The sequence below is a fragment of the Lentzea xerophila genome (assembly GCF_051094245.1).
Classification (GTDB): Bacteria; Actinomycetota; Actinomycetes; order Mycobacteriales; family Pseudonocardiaceae; genus Lentzea; species Lentzea xerophila.
In genome coordinates this window covers 7,144,526-7,162,884 of the sequence record NZ_CP194934.1, presented here as the reverse complement: position 1 = coordinate 7,162,884, position 18,359 = coordinate 7,144,526, and the positions used below count along the sequence as shown (strand labels likewise).

The following is an 18,359-nucleotide window of genomic DNA, read 5'->3' as shown; positions in this document are numbered from 1 at the left end:
CCCCTCGACGCAGGAGAGTTGCCCCCAACACGAAGAGGGGGCGGCACCATTATCGAGAAATCGGCCTCACCAAGAGATACGGCAGGACGGTCGCTGTCGACGACCTGTCGTTCGCCGTCCGGCCCGGCCGCGTGACCGGTTCCCCGGTGCGAACGGTGCCGGCAAGTCCACGACCATGCGGATGATTCTCGGCCTCGACACCCTCATCGGTGGCGACGGCACGATCGACGGCAAGCACTACGCCGGCTTCAGGCAGCCGTTGCGCAAGGTCGGCGCGCTGCTCGATGCGAAGTCGGTGCACCCCAACGGATCGGTTGCGGGTTCTCGCTCGGCATGTCGCGGCGCACGCGACCGTCACCGACGACTCGGTGAACGGAGCCCTTGTCGTGCACGGCATCCCGGCGCAGCAGAACGGTCGTGACTAGAAGCTTGGAAGGACACAACTTGACGGGCATGCGAACCACGCGCTCCAATGCGCTTCGGTGGGCGGCGACAGCTATGACGGTGGCGACCCTCACCGCCATCTCACCAGCGGTCTCGTCAGCCACGACGCTTGCCTGGGAACCATGTCCCGATCGCGCCGGCTTCGACTGCGCCGTGATGAACAGGCCTATCTCGCCGAAGCAACCGAAGCTCGGCACGTTCGGGATGGCACTGGTCCGCCACAGGGCGACGGACCCGAGCCGCCGCATCGGAGTGCTGGTGGTCAACCCTGGCGGGCCTGGCCAGTCCGGTGTGGACTTCACGTTCGCCGTTCAGCGGAACTTCAGTCCCGAGGTGCGGGCGCGGTTCGACATCGTCGGCTTCGATCCTCGCGGTGTCGGCCGCAGCCAGCCGGTGCAGTGCTCGGCCGCAGTGCTGTTCGGGGGTCCTACCACGCACCTGGCCGACAAAACCGGGTTCGACGCGCTCGTCGCGCACGGCCGGAAACTACGTGAAGACTGCACGAGGCATTCGGGTCCGATCATCGACCACGTGTCAACCGATGACGTCGTTGGTGATGTCGACGCGCTCCGCCGGGAGTTGAGAGAGCCGCAGATCAGTTACTACGGGCTGTCCTACGGCACTGTCATCGGCCAACGCCTCGCCGAGCTCCACGGGGCACACATACGCGCGATGGTGTTGGACTCGGTGGTCAACCGTGGGTTGAACGCCCGTGACTACGTTGCCTCAGTCGCCCGTGCGGCTGCCGACGCGTTCGAGCAGTGGCGACAGTGGAACGAGCGCACCGCCTCGTCTCCTTTGCACGGCAAGGACGTCGTTGCACTGTGGGACGAACTGATGGCGAAAGCAGCCCGTGGCGAACTCGTCGCACCGGATGACCCCACTCGCCATCTGACGATTCACGACCTCAGCAACACGTTGACGTCCATCGCCGCTGTTCCCGACTGGGCCGAGCTCAGCGCTCGGGTGCACGCGATGCACATGGGTGGTGTCGTGACTCAAGCGACCGCAGGTGGCGACACGTTCTTGTTCCCCATGGCGGCGACCGCGATCAGGTGCGCTGATCGGAGCTTCCGCGTGCGCGACTTCGCCGAGTACCGAGCGCTGACCCGGCTCGAGAACCGGATCTCGCCGCACACGGACGGATCCGTGCGCGGTAACGTCGCGATGACCGAGTGCCTCGGGGGCCCGGATGCCCAGGCCCCGCAACGGCCCGCTGCCATGCGCACCGAACTGCCGGCTCTGCTGCTCAACAGCAGGCATGATCCTGCTACGCCACACGATGAGGCGATGTCCGTTCGGCGCCAGCAGCGCAACGCGACCGTGTTCGTGACGTACGAAGGCGGAGGGCACGGTGTGTACAACCGCAGCGAGTGCACTCGACGGGTCAGCGACAACTACCTGGTGTCCCTCGAGTTGCCGCCCGACGGATCCTCATGCCCCTCCGTCGATCAATAGCGTGGCGGACGACGACGCCTCATAATCACCACCGCAGGTAGACGTTCGACCGTGGCTGTTGTTTGTGTGACTTCGTCTCAACCACGCTGGTTCCAGCGGGGTCGAGACGACGAAGGTTCACGGGCAGTGTGAGGGTCAGGGGTTCGAGTCCCTCAGCTCCACTTGTAGGTAGAACCCGTCTGATCTAGCGACTTTCGCTGGTCAGGCGGGTTTCTTGCGATGCGCCACCTGCGCTACCAAGATGAGACCGGCTCAGAAGAGCGTCTTAGGCGGAAGGCGTTATCACAACGAGGCCCAGGCAGGGCATGTCTATCCGAAGGCATGGTTCCGGCAAACTCCATCGGATCCTGACACAGTGTCACCGGTCCTCCTCATGGCCCGCCGACGCCGGCCCCGCGGCGGCGAGCGTGCCGGCAGCCGCCGCCACGAACTCCGGCGTCAGACGCACGTCGAACGGCTTGACCTCGTAGAACTTCATCGCTTTGCCATCGTCCGACAGCTCCATCCGCGCGGACACCAAACCCGCCGACTCCAGCTTCTTCAGATGAACCTGCAGCAGCGCACGGCTGATGCCCAGCTCACGAGCCAGCTTGCTCACGTAGTTGCGCTCTCTGGACAGCGCCGCGACCACCCGCATGCGATGCGGGTTCGCCAGTGTGGCCAACATCTGCACCAGGTCGTCCCCGGTCAACTGGGGACCGCTCATCGCTGTTCCTGGCACATGCTAAGAGATATTAGCATGTGCCAGCGACCTCGACAACGGCGCTGATGATCGTCGCGCCGCACCGCCGCTGGGGCGATCAACACCGTGACCTGCTTCGACGGCGGGCCGGACGTGCGCAGTGCGTTATCGATCGGCCTCGGTCGAGGCGGGCGTGGTCAGCACGCGGTCCGCGGCCGGGGAGATCGGCCGGGCGACCGGCCAACCGCACTGGATTCCGGGGGATTTGGAGCCGGTGCCGTGCTGGGTCGCGACTGCGCCGCAATCCTCAGGTCCGCCCGTCGAACTCCAGCAGATCGATGACGTAGCAGGCGAGATCACCGTCCGCGGTGTGGCCGATCCAGGTCGGATAGACGCCATCGCAGCCGATGGTGAACCCCACCGTCTGGCGGCCGTCCTCGTCCTCGGACGGCTCCAGCAGCTCACCGAACCCGAGGTCGCTTTTGGCGGTGTCGACGAATTCGGGGTACGTGTCGGTCTCATGCAGTTCGCGGAGGTACTGCGCGTCGATCAAGCTGCCCTCGCCGCCGTCCACCGGAAAACCGTAGAAGCCCTCTTCGCTCAACTCGGCGGGGTCCTGGCCGGGCAGCAGCGCCATGGTCCACGACGCCACCGGCTGGTCGCGGATGACCAGCCGCACCGCCAGCGGAATCAGAGCGCGCGTCTCGCCGCTGTCGAGCACCAGCGGGTGGAGCAGCACCGGGTAGCGGCCGGGCGGTGCGGTTTCGGTGAACCCGACCGGCTCCCAGCGCCATTCCGAGGCGACCACCTCGCCCGAGGGCAGCGACAGCTCGGTACGCAGCGGTTCGGCGACGGTCCCCGATCCGGACACGGTGTCGACCCTGGTGCCCGGGACGAGTAGCCGGTCGAAATCCGGCGGTGTCAATGCCATGGGACCATCCAACCAAAGCTGGTTCGCCGGCTCCGGTCACCGTGCTCGCGGCCGGATCGGCTTCGACGAAGGCATCCAGCGCTTCGACCAGATGCTCGGTGTACGGAGCCGCTCAGAAGCCGCCCCCCGACGGCGGTAGCCGTCGGAGGGCGGTGGGAGGGTGTCGCCGTCAGATCTGCTGCCAGAGGGCAGGGGTGTTCGGCGGCTCCCATCCGGGAACGGACGTGTGTGGCTGGATGATGCGGTAGGACGCGCCGCCGTAGGTGACCTGGGCGCCGTCGCCGTAGGAGGTGTACGGGGCCCACGAGTCGCCACCGCCGGGAGGCGTGGTCGTGGTCGTCGTCGGCGAGGTGGTCGTGGTCGGGCCGGCGGAGGTCACCAGGCGCAGGTTGTAGACCTGCAGGATCTCCGTCACCGGCTGGAAGTAGATGGTGCCGCCGGTCCGGCAGTTGCCGGAGCCGCCAGAGGTGACGCCCTGGGCCTGGTCGCCGGTCAGCCACGAGCCGCCGGAGTCGCCGGGCTCGGCGCAGGCGTTGGTGCGGGTCAGGCCGGTGATGGTGCCCTCGGGGTAGGTGACCGAGGCGTTCTTCTGCTGGATGGTGCCGCAGCGCCAGCCGGTGGTGGAGCCGGAGCGGCAGACGGAGGAGCCGACCGGAGCCTCCTGGGAGCCCGCGACCGGGACGGTGCCCGGGTAGCGGTTGACCAGGGCGCGCGGGGTGTGGCCCGCGTCGGTGCGGACCCAGGCGTAGTCGTTGCCGGGGAAGCTGCTGCCCTGGATGGTGCCGCCGGGGTTGGAGGTGCGGCCGCCGGTGGATCCGCAGTGGCCCGCGGTGACGAAGCCGCCCTCGACGGCGAAGCCGATGGAGCAGCGGCCACCGCCGGGGGTGCCGTAGGCGTTGCCGCCGATGATGTCGATCAGCGGTTTGGGGTTCTCGGTGCTGGCCTCGAAGGCGACGACGTCGCCGTGCAGACCTGCCTCGGCCGCCCACGCCTTGGCCTGTGCCTCGCCGCCGTTGTGGGCGAGCACGACGACCTTGTTGGCGCGCACGTCGACGTACCAGCCGGGGACGGCGTCGGGTGCGGTGGTGGCCTTGGCGTCCAGCTTGATCTTCGCGCTGTCCAGAGCGGACGCGCTGTGCTTCGCCGTCGTGGCGACGGCGCCGCCGGAACGCACCGCGCTCGCCAGCGCCGGGTCGGTGACCGCGACTGTCAGGGTGCGGCCGGTGCTGTCCAGCCACGATCCGGCGTACGCCGCGCCGAGGCGCGACTTCAGTGCGGCGTCGGTCTGGCCCGCGGCCTTCTCGGCGACGAGGCGCTCACGCGCCTGCTCCGAGGAGATGCCGAGGTCACGGGCCATCGCGGCCAGCATGGCAGGGTCAGCCGTGTCGGCAGCGGTGGCGCTGGTTGTCAGCGCCACCGCGATGGTCAGCCCGGCCGCCGTTACCGCCGCCGTGGCGGCGGCGATGAGCTTGCGGTTCATGTCCGCTCCTTGCATGCAGGGTGATTGCGCGCCGACCCTACGACGAGGATCACACCAAGTGGTACATACCAATTGGCCATAAGGTCGGCCATAAGGCTGGACGGCAGGACCCTTTGCTCAGCGCGTCCTCGCTGTGCTCCGACGCTCCTCCGAACAGCTCAGGCGCGAACCGCTCACGGACGACGCGAGGCGGCGGGGGCCGTTGTGACCGAGTGGCGGGCCAGGACCGTCTGGACCGCCTCCTTCACCGAACGGGCCATGGCCTTCTCGGTGGGCGCCCAGTTCATCAGCAGCATCCGGGGCCAGAACGCGAAGTTCGAGATCATGCCGAGGAACTGCGTGGCCGCCAGGATCGGGTCGTCGACGCGCAGCGTGCCGGCCTCGTGTTCGGCGGCGAGGTAGTCGCGCACGGCGTCGAAGAACGGCTGTTTGCCCAGCTTGAACTGCGTCTGGCCGAGTTCGGGGAACCGCGGTGCCTCGGCGATCACGATGCGGAACAACGCGACCATGCCGGGCCGCGTCAGCAGCGCCACGTACCGGTTGCCGAGCGCGGTCAGCCCCTTGCGCGGATCACCCGGCCGCGGGGTGAGCGCGCCCTCGTCCGTGCGCCAGTAGTCCGTGACGATCGCGTCGAACAGCTCCGCCTTCGTCGGGAACTGTTTGAACAGCGTCGCCTTCGACACCCCGGCCGCGTCGGCGATGCGCGCGAGTGAGGTCTTGTCGTAGCCGGACTCCAGGAACAGGCCGGTCGCGGCGTCGACGATCGCCGTCCGCTTCTGCTCCGCCATGCGCTCGTGGTACGTCGGCACGCTGCCCAGTATGCCATGAGGTGAGTCGCTTGACTCACCATCAGGGTTGTGGCTAGGTTCTGAGATGAGTCACTCAACTCACCACTGGAGGAAACGATGGGGCGCTTCGACGGCCGTACGGTGTTCGTCACCGGGGCGACGAGCGGAATGGGCGCGAGCCACGTGCGGGGTTTCCACGCCGCGGGTGCGCAGGTCGTGATCGCCGCCCGGAACGAGGAGGCGGGTGAAGCGTTCGCCGCGGAACTGGGTTCGCGGGCGTTCGCCGTGCGGCTCGACGTGACGTCCGAGACCGAGTGGATCGCGGCGGTGGACGCGGCCTCCTCCCGTTTCGGGCCGCTGTCGGTGCTGGTCAACAACGCGGGCGCGCAGCACCCGGCGGCGTTGATCGAGGACACGGCCTTGGACGTGTGGGAGCGGACGCTAGCGGTGAACCTGACCGGGCAGTTCCTCGGCATCAAGCACGCCGCGCCGGCGCTGCGGGAGGCCGGCGGCGGGTCGATCGTGAACATCGCCTCCACCATGGCGAACGTGGGTCAGGCGTACTACGCGCCGTACGTCGCCAGCAAGTGGGCGCTGCGGGGCCTCACGCGCACGGCCGCCCTGGAACTCGGCCGCGACGGCATCCGCGTGAACTCGGTCCATCCCGGCGTGGTGTCGACGCCGTTCATCAACGAACCGGTGGCCGCCGGCCAGCCCGCGATCGGCGACCTCTACTCGGCTGCCCCGTTCGCCGTGCCGCGCCTCGGCACGCCGGAGGAGGTGACCGCGCTCGTCCTGCATCTGGCCTCCGCGGAGGGCGGGTTCGCGACCGGCGCGGAGTTCGTGCTGGACGGCGGCCTGCTGCTCGGCCCGGCGCTGGCGGCCTAGGTAGTTCGCCACCGGGCTGACCGTGCACAGCCCGTCAGGACACAACAGTGTCGACCCACTGGAGGATCGCGGCGTTGGTCGTGGGCGCGTTCTTGTGCAGCTGCACGGAATGACCACTATCGGAGACGACGATGGCCTTGAGGTCTGCCTTGTCGGAGTAATACGGGCGTTCGTGGGCCAGCAACGACTCGTCGGTGCAGACGCCGGCGGTGCAGTACGGGTCCTGGTCACCGACGACGAGGAGGGTCGGTACCTTGATCGAGCGTGAGGGTGACTGCGCCGGAGGAAGGTCCGGGCCGGCCGAGTCCGCCGCGGTGCTCAGGTCCTTGAGGCGCTCGTCCGCCTCGACGACGGCCGGATCGGCGTTGGGCCCGTAGTAGAAGAACCGCCGCATGCCGGCGTTTGTCGTCATGTAGCCGGGGTCTTTCACCTTGCCGCGACTCATGCCGGTGAGCACGAACGCGTCAACGTTGTTGTACTGCTTGGCCAGTGCCCAAGCTATCGACGAGCCCAGCGAGTGGCCGACCCAGACGACCTTGGTGAACTTGCGATGCTTCACCCCGCCCGCGCGCAGCTGCGTGATCACCTGGTGGATCGCCTGGACCCCCGCGTCGAGGGTGTGGAGCGAGCTGGGCGGCAGGGTGCTTCTGCCGGTGGCGAGCCGGTCGATGTTGAACGTGGAGTAACCGGCGCCGAGTGCCTTGGCGACGTACGAGTAGTGGGACGGCTGCACGGGCATGTCGAAGTAGCTGTGGTTGTACGTGGAGCCCGGCACCAGCAGTTGCACGGTGTCGCTCGTGCTGCCGCCGTGGCGCGGCTGGCACAGCTCCCCGTATACGTGGGCCTTGCCGATCTTTGCGATTGACACCGGAACCCGCACGTCGTGACAGCGCGCGTGCTGGACGTGCGGGTAGGCCTGTGCCGGAGCGGACGTGATAGCCGGCATGGCGAGGCCTGCCGCAGTAGTCACCGTCAGAGATACGACGAGTGTCCTGAGTTTCGTTGAAATGGCGCGACGCATCGACATGATCATCTCTGTGGGCGACCACGTGCTCGGGCAGCATCGTGGTGCGCGGGTGGGGTGGTTCGACGTCAGTTTTCTGGGCTGCCGAACCAGCGGGTGGCGGCCTGGGCGAGCTCGTCGCGATCCGGGCCGTCCTCATCGGCCCATGCCACGACGCCGTCGGGACGGATGAGCAAGGCGCGGAATCCGAGGTCGTTGCGCACCTGGCCGGCGGCGTACCGGACCCGGCCCTCCCAGCCCTTGGCCATGTCCCGCAACGCGCGGTCGCTGCTGAAGTCGAGCGCGATGCCCTGGCCCTGGCGCATCAGGTCGCCGAGGCGGGTGCCGTCGGTGAAGCGGAAGTCCGGGCGGTCCGGCCGACCAGTGGGTGGTGGCTGCCCAGGTCGTAGCGGTTGAGCCAGCCCGATGTCTTCCGGTACACGTGCGTCGTTCCGTCGGGGGTGTTCATCAGGTCGTGGACCAGTTGCCGTAGCGCGGGGGTGTTGGGGCCCGGCTTCACCGCGACCTGGGCGCGTGACCAGTCGAGCACCGAGGCGCCGACCGGGTGGCGCTCGCTGGTGTAGGTGTCGAGCAGGCCGTCGGCGGCGTGCCCGTGCACGGTGGAGGCGAGCTTCCAGCCGAGGTTGACTGCATCGCCGATGCCGAGGTTGAGTCCCTGACCGCCCAGCGGCGAGTGGATGTGCGCGGCGTCGCCGGCGAGCAGCACGCGTCCCTTGCGGTAGGTCGTCGCCTGCATCGCACGGTCCGTGAAGCTCGAGGCCAGATGTACGTCGGTCAGCGTCACGTCGGTGTCGGTGATGCGGCGCAGGACCGTCTGGAGGTGCTCGCGGGTCAGCGGTGTGGAGCGGTCGAACGTGCCGCCGTCGAAGTCCATCATGCCCACGTACCCGTTGAAGGGCGTGCGCAGGTACATGCCGTGGGGCGTCAGGTTGAAGCCGCGTGGCAGCTGTTGCGGGTCGGCGAAGGTGACGTGTGCGACGTAGCCGGTGAACAGCGGATCTGTGCCGACGAAGTCGAAGCCGGCGAGCTCCCGAACCGCGCTGCGGCCGCCGTCGCATCCCACCAGCCAGCGTGCCCGGTACTCCTGCCCACCTGCTGTGACGACCACGGCCTCGTCGTTCTGGTTCACGGCCGTGACAGCAACACCCCGGATGATCTCCACGCCGAGGGCGGTGGCCCACGGGGTCAGCACCGCCGAGACTTGCTTCAAGGCTGGTCATGAAGCCTTCCATCGCCGGGCTGGGCAACCGGAAGGGCAAGGCGGACGCATCGATGTTCGCGGCGTCGAGGCCCATGCCCGCGAAATGGCTCACGCCACGGGGGACCGGCGCTTCGACCGCTTCCGGGGGCGCGCCGACCTGGTCCTCGTCGGCGCCGGAAGCTTTCACTACCGCTTCGAGCAGTCCGCGGCGGTAGAACGCCTCGGCTGACCCGGCGGTCAAGCCCCGCAACCCGAGTGGAAGCGCTTTCAGCGGCGAGCCGAGTTCGTCGTCCCGCTCAAGGACCAGTACCGAGCAGCCGGACAGGGCAAGCTCGCCTGCCAGGAACAGGCCGACCGGACCGGCGCCGGCGATCAGCACGTCATGCATGAGAAGTGCCCTTCACGGAAAGGTTTCATGGCAGACCCGGCGGGGTCAGCGGAGGTGGGTGAGACCGTCGAGGACGATGGCGAGGCCGGTGAGGAACTGCGCGCGGTCGTCGTGGTCTCTGGCCAGGCCCACGATCGCGTGCATGAACGGGTATTCCTCGGGATCGAGTTCCTGCCATGCCGTCGACACCGCGTCGAAGAACTGTTCGCGATCCACGTCCGGCTGGAGGCCTGAGGTGTCCCCTTCGATGCGGGCGTTCTGGCTGACGGCGCCGAGGATGTAGTGCACGAGGGTCGACGTCGCGTCGAACCAGGAGGCTCGCGGCACGCCCAGGGCACCCACCTGGCGGCCGATCCTTTCGAAGATCTCCACCGTCACCGATCCGGCCGGGTTGCGGATGATCTGGAGGGTCAGCCGCGTGGCGAGCCACCGGTGTTCGGCTATCGCGTCGAACAGGGCGAGCGCGACTCCGCGGATCTCGTCCTCGGGCGTGGCCGCCTCCTGGGACGGCTTGGTCGCCAGAGCCGCGGTGATAAGCGTTTCCGTTGCCGCGTCCAACAGTTCGTCCCTGTTGCCCACGTGGTAGTAGATCGCCCCGGACCCGGTCGCGAGGCGCTCGGTCATCGCCCGGACCGTCAGAGCAGGCTCGCCGGCCGAATCGAGCAGCTCGATCGCGGTGTCGAGGATCTGCTCCCGGGAGAGCACCTGGTTACGCCGCTCAGGCCGGCGGGCTCGGGTTGCCATGCGTCCACGGTAACAGCATTTGGAACGGTGCACCAACTTGGTGCACCGTTCCACCGGAGAATAGCGGACGTTCCCTGACCGGTACCGGTGCGAGAGTCGTTGTCGTCGCGGAAACCTGCGGCGGCAAAGCTTCCCGCCCCGCGCTCTTGCTCGCGGACATCACACAGGAGCCAAACCCATGCACACGCGCCCACTTGGCCGCACCGGCATCCAGGTCAGCCCTTACGCCCTGGGCACCATGCGGTTCGGCAAGGCCGGCAACCCGGACCACGACGAATGCGTCCGCATCATCCACCGCGCACTCGACGCCGGGATCAACGTCATCGACACCGCCGACGTGTACGGCGGCGACGGGGAGTCCGAGCAGATCGTGCGGAAGGCGTTGCGCGGCCGCCGGGACGACGTCGTCCTCGCCACGAAGTTCAGCGGCCCCATGGGCCAGGGTCCCAACCAGCGTGGCAACTCCCGCCGCTGGATCGTCTCCGCCGCCGAAGCGTCCCTGCGTCGCCTCGGTGTCGACCACATCGACCTCTACCAGGTCCACCACCCCGATCCCGGCACGGACATCGAGGAGACCCTGAGCGCGCTGACCGATCTGCTCCGCTCCGGAAAGGTGCGCGCCATCGGCCACTCCAACCTGCCGGCCACGGAGATCGTCGAAGCGCAATGGGTCTCCGAACGGCGTGGGCTGGCCCGGTTTCGCACCGAGCAGCCGCACTACTCGATCCTCAACCGCGGTGCCGAGCGTGAGATCTTCCCCGTCTGCCAACGTTATGGCCTGGGCACCCTGGTGTGGAGCCCGCTGGCGATGGGGTTGCTCACCGGTCGTTTCCGCAGGAGCGGCGGAGAAGCGGCCTCGGCCGCCCAGTTGCACTGGGTGCCGCGGCACATGACCGACGAGCGCAAGCTCGACGCCGTGGAAGCGCTCCTGCCGATCGCCGGGCAGGCCGGACTGACCCTGGCTCGCCTTGCGCTGGCGTTCGTCATCGCCCACCCCGCGGTGACCTCCGCGATCATCGGGCCACGCACCATGGACCAGCTCGATGACCTGCTCGCGGGAGCTCACACCTCGCTCGACGACGACCTCCTCGACCGGATCGACGGGATCGCGCCGCCGGGAACGGACGTCGGGCCGATGGACGTGGCGTATGTGCCGCCGCACCTCCAGGATGCGAGACTGCGTCGTCGCGTCGCCGATGACCGCGTCGCCGGACTGATCTCCTGAACGCCTGTGTCGCGAATGGACTCCACGATCGGCTCGGCGTTGCTTGAGCGGTCCGAGCAACGAAGTCGCTGAATCTGAAAGGAAACCATGGACCGTTACGAGCAGTTCCGCCGCGCGGCTGTCGATCGAGGCTTCCCGGCCGACGAGGCAGGCAAGTTCGCCGATCAGCTCCGGTTCGCGATCTGGGCGGGTTCCTGCGATCACGACGAGCAGGCCGTCGGCCAGACGGGAGGACTCCCCCGGTTACCGGCGGGCATGGAGTGGCCAAGCGACGGAGCCGGAAACCCGTTGCCGTTCATCGTCTCCGTCGACTGCGCGGCCCTTCCCCGGGCCGAGGGGCTTCCCCTGCCCGAGGACGGTTCGCTGCTCTTCTTCCTGCACCACGAGGAAGACCTGTCGGACGGCAGGCTGGCTCCTACCAGAGGGACCGAGCACGAATTCGCTCGAGTGGTGTACGTCCCGGCGGGAACGGAGACGGCGGTGGCGGCACCGCCGCCCGACCACGACAGCACGACGTTCTTCCACGAGGACATCCCGTTCCTCATCCCGGAGCACCGGCTTACCGCGTGGGTCCAGCCGGAACTGCCGGAGTGGATCGAGGAGGAGGACTACGACTTCAGCTCGGAGGTCGAGGAGCACCTGTTCAACGAGCTGAAGCACGCCGACGAACTGTGCGAGCTGGTCGACGAACTCTGGCCGGGCAACGGAAGCGCCACGATCCGCATCGGCGGGTACTGCTCGCGGATCGGCGGCTCGGACACCCCGTGGACGCAGATGAAGTACGCCGGCATCACGAGCCGGCTGGACCACCCCGTCCTCCCGGGATCGGAACGGCTCGCCCGGAGCGACGTGGAGGAGTACCGGCTGATTCGTGAATGGCTGCCGCTCGCCCAGTTCCACACCGAAAGCGAGGTCTACTACGGCTGCTTCCTGATCAGTAGCGATGACCTCGCTGACAAGCACTTCGACCGGATGTTGTCGTTCACCATGTTCAGCGAGTAGCGGCAACCGCGGACGCCACTCCAACGCTCCGGCGCTACAAGCCCGCGATCAGCCTCGGCTCTCCTGCGGCGCATCGAGCCGAGCGGCCACGTCTCACGCCCCGGGAGGAACGGCGATGCTCCTCAGGTTGAACTCGAGACCGAGCTGTTCCGCCAGTCCGGACACGGCGATCTCGGTGACCAGGTTTCCGGTGGCGCGGTCGAACCGCTTGATCTTGATGGGTGTCTTGCCGTCGAACGTCTCCTGGATCAGGTGGATCGACTGCTCCGTGAAGGTTGCCTGGCTGGACGAGTTGGTGCCCGAGGCGAGGCCGGTGTCGAACCGCGGCACGGTGACTCCCGACGCGATGTCGGTGCTCATGATCCGGCCGTCGCCGGCGAGCCATTCGAGGTGACCGTCTCGGGCCGACCGTGCGTCGTAGGACTTCTGGGAGAACGTCTCGGGGTCGGACAGGTTCTCGGCGATGGGGCGGCTCTGCGCGTCGACGAGGGTGCGTTCGGTGTACTCGCCGGTCCTGGTGTCCCAGGAAACGACGGTCATGTGGGACTTGCCGTCGGCGTCGTCGTAGTCGGAGAGGAAGGTGATGACACCGTTGTGGCATGGCACGTGCCGGTTGTGATCTCCCGCGTTGAAGGCCCCTCGCCAGGCGAGGACCTTTTCGCGTCCCGCGGTCGCCGGATACAGCTGGGACAGCAGCTCCGGTTCAGCGGAGGTGTCGACCTTGGAGCGCATACCGGGAACGTCGGCCGAGGCAGGGAGATGAGTGCCCGCCTGGGTGGCGATTCCATTGAGGACACCACCGCACAGCGCGTTCATGAAGTAGTTTCCTTCGACCTGGTAGAGCTGCGAACCGGCCGAGGTCGTGACGGCCACCTGGTTGGAGTAACCGGAGTCGGCGTCGGAGAAGCCTTCGTTGTAGACCGCCAGGAAGCCCTGGTCGTCGGGTAGCGCGAAAGCCGACTGTTGCAGCGATGACTTCTTGTTCTCGAAGCTGGCCAGTCCGTCCTTGCCGAGGATGTAGTCGCGTGTGTCGTCACTGAAGAACAGGCCGCGCCCCGACCACGCGATGTGCGGCTCGCGCATGCCGCTGGTCTCGACCAGCTTCTTGCTGCCGTCCGCCTGCACCAGGACCAGATAGGCCGGGCGCTTCTCCGCCTGGCTCGTCCCGACCTCGGAGTCCGGACTGAGGTAGAACGCGAGGACGGTGCCGTCGAGCTTCGCCTCGGCGGGCTTGACGATGGGGGCCTTGGCCGCGCTGTCGGGTGTGGTGCAGGCCGTCAAGGCCAGAACGGCACAGGCGGCGAGCGCGGCGAGTCGGGGCAGGGGCACCGTTGAGTCCTTTCGGGCGGGCGGGCGGGCGGTGCGGCTCGCGCCTGGCAGGCCGCACCGCGCACTGGAATGTCGTTACCTGCGGGTGTTGTAGATGACGGTGCTGGCGTCGTTCTTGATGTCGTCGGGGTACACGGCAGTTCCGCCGTTGTGATCAAGGTCGAGGCCCGCGGCCTTGTAGGCCCGCCACACCAGCTCGGAGCTGTTCAGCTCGTGGTCGCCGTTGTGCTTGTTCTTGTTGGCGTGCGTGTCGTGCGGCTTGCCGCGGAGCTTTCGGTAGGCGTAGTCGGCCGCCTTGTCGCGGTTGGCCTGCGTCGTGTTGACGTACATCTTGTGGATGGGGCCGCATTTGGTGAGCGTGGCCGCCGTACGGGCCTGGCTCTTGCTGCCTGGTCCAGGTGCCTCCACGACGATCTTCGTCGTGTAGTAGATGCCGACGTGGTTGCTTGTCCCGCGGTAGAGCTTCGCGTAGGAGTGGAAGATATCTCCCTTGTATCGCGAGGTTCCGACCTTCACCTTCTCGGTGCAGTCGCTGTCGGAGGAAATGCCGGCCTCCGAGTTCGGCGCGGCCGTCTCCGCGGCCTGTGCGGGTGCGACGAGCAGGCCGGTCAGCGCCGTTCCCGCCACCACGCCGGCCGCAATGGACGAGGCGAGAATTCGCCCGATTTTCGACATGTGTACTCCACTTTCAGTGTGCCGACGTGGTTCAGCTTCGCGTGCTGGCGACAATGACGGGCGGGGCGGCCTGTATTCGGCAGGCCGCACCCGCACGCCGGGATGTCGTTACCTGCGGGTGCTGTAGATGACGGTGCTGCCGTCGTTCTTGATGTCGTCGGGGTACACGCCGGTTCCGCCGTTGGCGTCGAGCTCGATGCCCGCGGTCTTGTAGGCCCGCCAGACCAGCTCGGAGCAGTTCAGGAAGATGGAGCCGTTGACCTTGTTCTTGTTGAAGTCGAGGTCGTAGAACCTTCCGCGCAGATCGTTGTAGGCGAGGTTGGCTGCCTTGTTGCGGGTGGTCTGCTTGGCCTTGACGTACATCTTGTAGACGGGGCCGCACTTGTTCAGCGTGGCCGCGGTACGGGCCTGGCTCTTGCTCTTCGGTCCAGGTGCCTCCACGACCGTCTTCGTGGTGTAGAAGATGCCGACGTGGTTGTGGCGGACGACGGTCTTGGCGTAGGAGTGGAAGATGTCGCCCTTGTATCGCGAGTTTCCGACCTTCACCTTCTTGGTGCAATCGGCGTCGGAGGCGGTGTCGAAGTCCGCGTCGGAGACGGCGCTGGTGTCCGGCGCGGCCGTCTCCGCGGCCTGTGCGGGTGCGACGAGCAGGCCTGCCATCGCCGTTCCCGCCACCACGCTGGCCGCAATGGACGAGGCGAGAATTCGCCCGATTTTCGACATGTGAAAACCCTCTCTGGCTGCCTTTGTTGGTTACCGAGCAGATTGCTCTCATCGGGAATTTCCCCGACGCCGCGAATAGTGGCACAGGCTGGAATATGGCGAGTACACGCCGGGAATACGAGCTCAGTAGAAGGCTCAGCGGAGCCTGGCGCTCACGGCGGCGCCGTCTCTCGAGGCGGCCTGGTCGTCGACGATGGGCCGACCGGCCGCGGGACACCGCCAGGGCCACGCGTTCCGGTCGTGTGACCGGGAAATCCGGCCGCCGGGATCACCGTGCCCACGACAACGGAACGGCTTGGCCTCGCGTCTACAGTAGGTGAGTCGAGGGGGTGCGATGAGGTTTGGGGTCCTGGGACCGCTGACGGCGTGGCGCGAGGATGAGGAACTCGACCTCGGCACCCCCAAGGCACGAGTGCTGGTGGCGGTGCTGCTGAGCCGAGCCGGTCACCCTGTTTCGGAAGATCAGCTGGCCGTGGCCCTGTGGGGGGACAACCCGCCGAAGAGCGCCACCAAGAACATGCAGACCTACGTTCACCGGCTCCGCCGTCAGCTGGGCGATCCGGCTCGCGTCGTACGGCAGGGCGCCGGGTACCTGATCCAGGCGGACCGGGGCGAGCTCGACGCCACGAGGTTCGAGGACCTGGCCCAGGCGGGGCAGGTGGCGGAGACCGCCGACGCACTGGACGAGGCATCGCGGCGGCTGCGCGAGGCGGTGCGGCTCTGGCGGGGGCCCGCGTTCGCCGGTATGGCCGACGTGCCGATGCTGGCCGCGGAGGCCGCGCGGCTCGATGAGGTCCGCCTGTCGGCGCTGCAGTCGAGGATCGCCGTGGACCTGAAACTGGGGCGCCACACGGAGTTGCTGGGCGAGCTGACCGCACTCGTCAGCGCTCACCCGCTGCGAGAACGGCTGCGCGCCCAGCTGATGCTGGCGTTGTACCGCTGTGGCCGCCGGGCGGACGCTCTCGCCGAGTACACGCGTGCCCGGACGACCCTGATCGAGGAGACCGGCCTCGACCCGGCCGACGAACTGCACCATCTGCAGCAACGGATCCTCAACCAGGACCCTTCCCTCGACCTCGCTCCCCGCGTCGCGGTCACGATCACGAACGCGCCGAAGACCCCCACCCCCGCCGAGCTGCCGCCGGACATCCCGGACTTCACCGGCAGGGACGACGAGATGGCCGAACTGACGCAGGCCCTCACCGCGCCACGGCCGGGTGCCGTCGCCGTGGCCGGTATCGCGGGTCTGGGGGGCCTGGGCAAGACGACGCTCGCCGTGCACGTCGCGCACCGGATCGCCGAACGTTTCCCCGACGGCCAGCTCTACGCGGACCTTCGTGGCGCCTCCGCCGAACCGACCCGCCCGGAGGACGTGCTCAGCCGGTTCCTGTTCGCACTGGGCATCAGCGGCAGCGGTATCCCCGAATCCCTCGACGAACGCGTGGCGTTGTTCCGGAGTTGCCTGGCAGGTCGCAGATTCCTCGTCCTGCTCGACAACGTGGCGGGGGAGGAGCAGGTGCGGCCGCTTCTGCCAGGGCAGCCCGGCACGGCGGTACTGCTCACCGGACGGGTGCGGCTGGTCGGTCTCGAGGGCGCCAGCCTGCTGGAGCTCGACGTCCTGCCGTCGGCCCAGGCCATGGACCTGATGCGCACCATCGTCGGCGACGAACGCGTCCAGGGCGATCCGAACGCGGCTCGGGAGATCGTCCGGTTGTGCGGTCACGTCCCGCTGGCGGTGCGCATCTCGGCGGCCAGGCTGCTCAGCAGGCGGCAGTGGTCGCTCTCCCACCTCGCCGGCGTCCTCGGGGAGGAACGACACCGGCTGGACGAACTCGTGGCGGGTGACCTCGACGTCCGCGCGGGGTTCGAGATGAGCTACCGGATGCTGCCCGCGGGCGCGCAGCGGGCCTTCCGGCTGGCCGGGCTGCTCGACGCGCCGGACTTCGCCTCCTGGGTGGTGGCGGCGCTCCTCGACCTTCCGGTGCGACAAGCGGAACGTGAGATCGAAACGCTGGTCGACGCCCATCTGCTGAACCTCACCGGAACGGACGAGACGGGAAGACTCAGGTATCGGTTCCACGACCTGATCCGGTTGTACGCACGCGAGCAGGCGCGGCGCGAGGACGCCGGCTCCGAGCGCCGTGCCGCGCTCGCGCGGGCCTTCGGCGCGTGGCTGGCGCTGGCGGAGGTCGCGTCGGAACGTGTCCCGGGTCCCTGCTACACGCTCATGCACAGCGACGCGGAACGCTGGCGGCTGCCCGCGGCCGTCGCCGACTCGCTGCTGGCCGACCCGATGGCCTGGTTCAGCGCGGAACACGCCGCCTTGATGGCGGCGGTCGCCCAGTCGTGCGAGGAGGGACTGACCCAGCTCGCCTGGGACCTGGCGGGGTCCACCGAGACGTACCTCAACGTGCGGGGCGTGTACGACGGCTGGCAGCGCATGCACGAGCAGGCCATCGCGGTCTGCCGGCAGACCGGCGACAAGCGGGGCGAGGCCGTGCTGATGCGCGGACTCCTGCAGGTCACCACGTGGAACTCACCGCCGGGCCCCGGACCGGCGATGACCCGGATGCGGGCCAGTGCCGCACAGCTCCTCGACCTGTTCACCACGCTGAACGATCCACTCGGGACAGCCGACGCGCTGGCGACCCTGGCCTGGAGCATGACGGCCGACGGGCACAGCGCCGAGGCACTCGGCCTGGCGGAGCGCGCGCTGCGGATGGCCACCGACGCGGACTACATCGAAGGCCAGGCGCGGGCCTACCACGTGATGGCGATCATCCACGGCGAGGACGATCCACATGGGGCAGTCGCGGTCCTGGAGAAGGCGACGAAGGTGGCCGAGAAGCTCGGCAACCCCCACTACACCACGACGATCACCCAGTTCCTCGGCGCGGCGAAGTCGTTCTGCGGTGACGTCACGGCCGGCCGGGAACTGCTGGAGAGCTCGCTGGAAATGGCGCGGCGGCTGAACTACCGCTATCTGGAGACGTTCTCGCTGCTCTACCTCTCGAAGCTGTTCGCCGCGGTGGGGGACGAACGAGCCAGGGCGACCGCCGAGCTGACGCTGGCGTACAGCGAGGACGGCAACTTCGGCCATTACCTCGCCGACGCGCTCAGCGTTCTCGGACAGGTGGACCTGGCGGAAGGCGACGTGCCCGCCGCGGTCAGCTCCTTCGAACGCTCGGTCCAGGTGTGGCGAACTCGCGGCTCGATCCCTTACCTGGCAAGGACTCTCCGCGCCCTCGGCGACGCGTACGTCGCCGCCGGCGACCACGACAAGGCTAGGGCCGTGTGGGAAGAGGCACGCGAACTGTTCCGCGGGATCTCGCACGAAGAGGGCTTGAGAACCCTGAACGCCCGGCTCGGGTGAGGGG

The 18,359-nt window shown here is 68.0% G+C and carries 17 protein-coding genes and 2 pseudogenes; 7 read left to right on the top strand and 12 right to left on the bottom strand.

All coding sequences use genetic code 11. The annotated features are described in order from the left end of the window. Window positions 1-59: 59 nt before the first annotated feature. Together ACRSBM_RS34160 and ACRSBM_RS34155 are read left to right on the top strand one after the other, a co-directional pair. Window positions 60-313, top strand: a pseudogene (locus tag ACRSBM_RS34160) (ATP-binding cassette domain-containing protein); the annotation flags it as partial. A 287-nt stretch (window positions 314-600) separates the two neighbouring features. Further along, complete coding sequence (locus ACRSBM_RS34155) at window positions 601-1,902, top strand: alpha/beta fold hydrolase (protein ID WP_434450051.1); 1,302 nt, start codon at window positions 601-603, stop codon at window positions 1,900-1,902. A 358-nt stretch (window positions 1,903-2,260) separates the two neighbouring features. On the opposite strand, the gene ACRSBM_RS34150 is transcribed toward ACRSBM_RS34155, so the two are convergent. The 4 genes from ACRSBM_RS34150 to ACRSBM_RS34135 form a co-directional block, all read right to left on the bottom strand. After that, window positions 2,261-2,608 (bottom strand): ArsR/SmtB family transcription factor, encoded by a 348-nt coding sequence (locus tag ACRSBM_RS34150; RefSeq protein WP_434450050.1) that lies wholly within the window; start codon window positions 2,606-2,608, stop codon window positions 2,261-2,263. Window positions 2,609-2,891: 283 nt separating this feature from the next. Beyond that, window positions 2,892-3,515 (bottom strand): DUF4241 domain-containing protein, encoded by a 624-nt coding sequence (locus tag ACRSBM_RS34145; protein ID WP_434450048.1) that lies wholly within the window; start codon window positions 3,513-3,515, stop codon window positions 2,892-2,894. Window positions 3,516-3,684: 169 nt separating this feature from the next. Beyond that, window positions 3,685-4,995, bottom strand: a complete 1,311-nt coding sequence (locus tag ACRSBM_RS34140) for an alpha-lytic protease prodomain-containing protein (protein ID WP_434450046.1) — start codon at window positions 4,993-4,995, stop codon at window positions 3,685-3,687. 173 nt (window positions 4,996-5,168) lie between these two features. After that, window positions 5,169-5,804, bottom strand: a complete 636-nt coding sequence (locus tag ACRSBM_RS34135) for a TetR/AcrR family transcriptional regulator (RefSeq protein ID WP_434450045.1) — start codon at window positions 5,802-5,804, stop codon at window positions 5,169-5,171. 96 nt (window positions 5,805-5,900) lie between these two features. Here ACRSBM_RS34135 and ACRSBM_RS34130 point away from each other — a divergent pair, with 96 nt between their 5' ends. After that, window positions 5,901-6,671, top strand: coding sequence for an SDR family NAD(P)-dependent oxidoreductase (locus tag ACRSBM_RS34130; RefSeq protein WP_434450043.1), 771 nt, complete (start codon window positions 5,901-5,903; stop codon window positions 6,669-6,671). A gap of 34 nt (window positions 6,672-6,705) precedes the next feature. On the opposite strand, the gene ACRSBM_RS34125 is transcribed toward ACRSBM_RS34130, so the two are convergent. The 3 genes from ACRSBM_RS34125 to ACRSBM_RS34115 form a co-directional block, all read right to left on the bottom strand. Further along, window positions 6,706-7,539, bottom strand: coding sequence for an alpha/beta fold hydrolase (locus ACRSBM_RS34125; protein ID WP_434450041.1), 834 nt, complete (start codon window positions 7,537-7,539; stop codon window positions 6,706-6,708). Between the two features lie 224 nt (window positions 7,540-7,763). Further along, the gene (locus ACRSBM_RS34120) at window positions 7,764-8,000 is read right to left on the bottom strand and encodes a hypothetical protein (protein ID WP_434453338.1); all 237 of its coding nucleotides are present in this window, start codon (window positions 7,998-8,000) and stop codon (window positions 7,764-7,766) included. Beyond that, window positions 8,000-8,905, bottom strand: a complete 906-nt coding sequence (locus ACRSBM_RS34115; RefSeq protein WP_434450040.1) for an FAD-dependent oxidoreductase — start codon at window positions 8,903-8,905, stop codon at window positions 8,000-8,002. The genes ACRSBM_RS34120 and ACRSBM_RS34115 overlap by 1 nt, the downstream gene beginning before the upstream one ends. Before the next feature lie 94 nt (window positions 8,906-8,999). Between ACRSBM_RS34115 and ACRSBM_RS34110 the strand changes: the two genes are divergently transcribed. Continuing rightward, window positions 9,000-9,125 carry a hypothetical protein gene (locus tag ACRSBM_RS34110; RefSeq protein WP_434450038.1) on the top strand — a complete coding sequence of 42 codons (126 nt, stop codon included), beginning with the start codon at window positions 9,000-9,002 and terminating at the stop codon, window positions 9,123-9,125. A gap of 18 nt (window positions 9,126-9,143) precedes the next feature. Here ACRSBM_RS34110 and ACRSBM_RS34105 read toward each other — a convergent pair. Next, window positions 9,144-9,284, bottom strand: a pseudogene (locus tag ACRSBM_RS34105) (FAD-dependent oxidoreductase); the annotation flags it as partial. Between the two features lie 45 nt (window positions 9,285-9,329). Beyond that, entirely contained in the window at window positions 9,330-10,028 is a 699-nt protein-coding gene (locus ACRSBM_RS34100; RefSeq protein ID WP_434450036.1) for a TetR/AcrR family transcriptional regulator, read from the bottom strand. 178 nt (window positions 10,029-10,206) lie between these two features. Here ACRSBM_RS34100 and ACRSBM_RS34095 point away from each other — a divergent pair, with 178 nt between their 5' ends. After that, window positions 10,207-11,253, top strand: a complete 1,047-nt coding sequence (locus ACRSBM_RS34095) for an aldo/keto reductase (RefSeq protein ID WP_434450034.1) — start codon at window positions 10,207-10,209, stop codon at window positions 11,251-11,253. An 87-nt stretch (window positions 11,254-11,340) separates the two neighbouring features. Further along, complete coding sequence (locus ACRSBM_RS34090; protein WP_434450032.1) at window positions 11,341-12,255, top strand: DUF1963 domain-containing protein; 915 nt, start codon at window positions 11,341-11,343, stop codon at window positions 12,253-12,255. A 93-nt stretch (window positions 12,256-12,348) separates the two neighbouring features. On the opposite strand, the gene ACRSBM_RS34085 is transcribed toward ACRSBM_RS34090, so the two are convergent. From ACRSBM_RS34085 to ACRSBM_RS34075, 3 genes are all read right to left on the bottom strand, one after another. Further along, complete coding sequence (locus ACRSBM_RS34085) at window positions 12,349-13,584, bottom strand: hypothetical protein (protein WP_434450030.1); 1,236 nt, start codon at window positions 13,582-13,584, stop codon at window positions 12,349-12,351. 75 nt (window positions 13,585-13,659) lie between these two features. Further along, window positions 13,660-14,259, bottom strand: coding sequence for a hypothetical protein (locus ACRSBM_RS34080; RefSeq protein WP_434450028.1), 600 nt, complete (start codon window positions 14,257-14,259; stop codon window positions 13,660-13,662). A 108-nt stretch (window positions 14,260-14,367) separates the two neighbouring features. Beyond that, complete coding sequence (locus ACRSBM_RS34075) at window positions 14,368-14,982, bottom strand: hypothetical protein (RefSeq protein ID WP_434450026.1); 615 nt, start codon at window positions 14,980-14,982, stop codon at window positions 14,368-14,370. A 334-nt stretch (window positions 14,983-15,316) separates the two neighbouring features. Here ACRSBM_RS34075 and ACRSBM_RS34070 point away from each other — a divergent pair, with 334 nt between their 5' ends. After that, a complete protein-coding gene (locus ACRSBM_RS34070) occupies window positions 15,317-18,355 on the top strand; it encodes a BTAD domain-containing putative transcriptional regulator (protein ID WP_434450025.1) in 3,039 nt (1,012 codons plus the stop codon). Window positions 18,356-18,359: the final 4 nt, after the last annotated feature.

Coding starts and splice junctions, on each gene's coding strand:
- ACRSBM_RS34110 (WP_434450038.1), top strand. CDS start 9,000: ATGGCTCACGCCACGGGGGACCGGCGCTTCGACCGCTTCCGGGGGCGC.
- ACRSBM_RS34070 (WP_434450025.1), top strand. CDS start 15,317: ATGAGGTTTGGGGTCCTGGGACCGCTGACGGCGTGGCGCGAGGATGAG.
- ACRSBM_RS34100 (WP_434450036.1), bottom strand. CDS start 10,028: ATGGCAACCCGAGCCCGCCGGCCTGAGCGGCGTAACCAGGTGCTCTCC.
- ACRSBM_RS34140 (WP_434450046.1), bottom strand. CDS start 4,995: ATGAACCGCAAGCTCATCGCCGCCGCCACGGCGGCGGTAACGGCGGCC.
- ACRSBM_RS34090 (WP_434450032.1), top strand. CDS start 11,341: ATGGACCGTTACGAGCAGTTCCGCCGCGCGGCTGTCGATCGAGGCTTC.
- ACRSBM_RS34075 (WP_434450026.1), bottom strand. CDS start 14,982: ATGTCGAAAATCGGGCGAATTCTCGCCTCGTCCATTGCGGCCAGCGTG.
- ACRSBM_RS34155 (WP_434450051.1), top strand. CDS start 601: ATGAACAGGCCTATCTCGCCGAAGCAACCGAAGCTCGGCACGTTCGGG.
- ACRSBM_RS34095 (WP_434450034.1), top strand. CDS start 10,207: ATGCACACGCGCCCACTTGGCCGCACCGGCATCCAGGTCAGCCCTTAC.
- ACRSBM_RS34150 (WP_434450050.1), bottom strand. CDS start 2,608: ATGAGCGGTCCCCAGTTGACCGGGGACGACCTGGTGCAGATGTTGGCC.
- ACRSBM_RS34130 (WP_434450043.1), top strand. CDS start 5,901: ATGGGGCGCTTCGACGGCCGTACGGTGTTCGTCACCGGGGCGACGAGC.
- ACRSBM_RS34120 (WP_434453338.1), bottom strand. CDS start 8,000: ATGCGCCAGGGCCAGGGCATCGCGCTCGACTTCAGCAGCGACCGCGCG.
- ACRSBM_RS34080 (WP_434450028.1), bottom strand. CDS start 14,259: ATGTCGAAAATCGGGCGAATTCTCGCCTCGTCCATTGCGGCCGGCGTG.
- ACRSBM_RS34145 (WP_434450048.1), bottom strand. CDS start 3,515: ATGGCATTGACACCGCCGGATTTCGACCGGCTACTCGTCCCGGGCACC.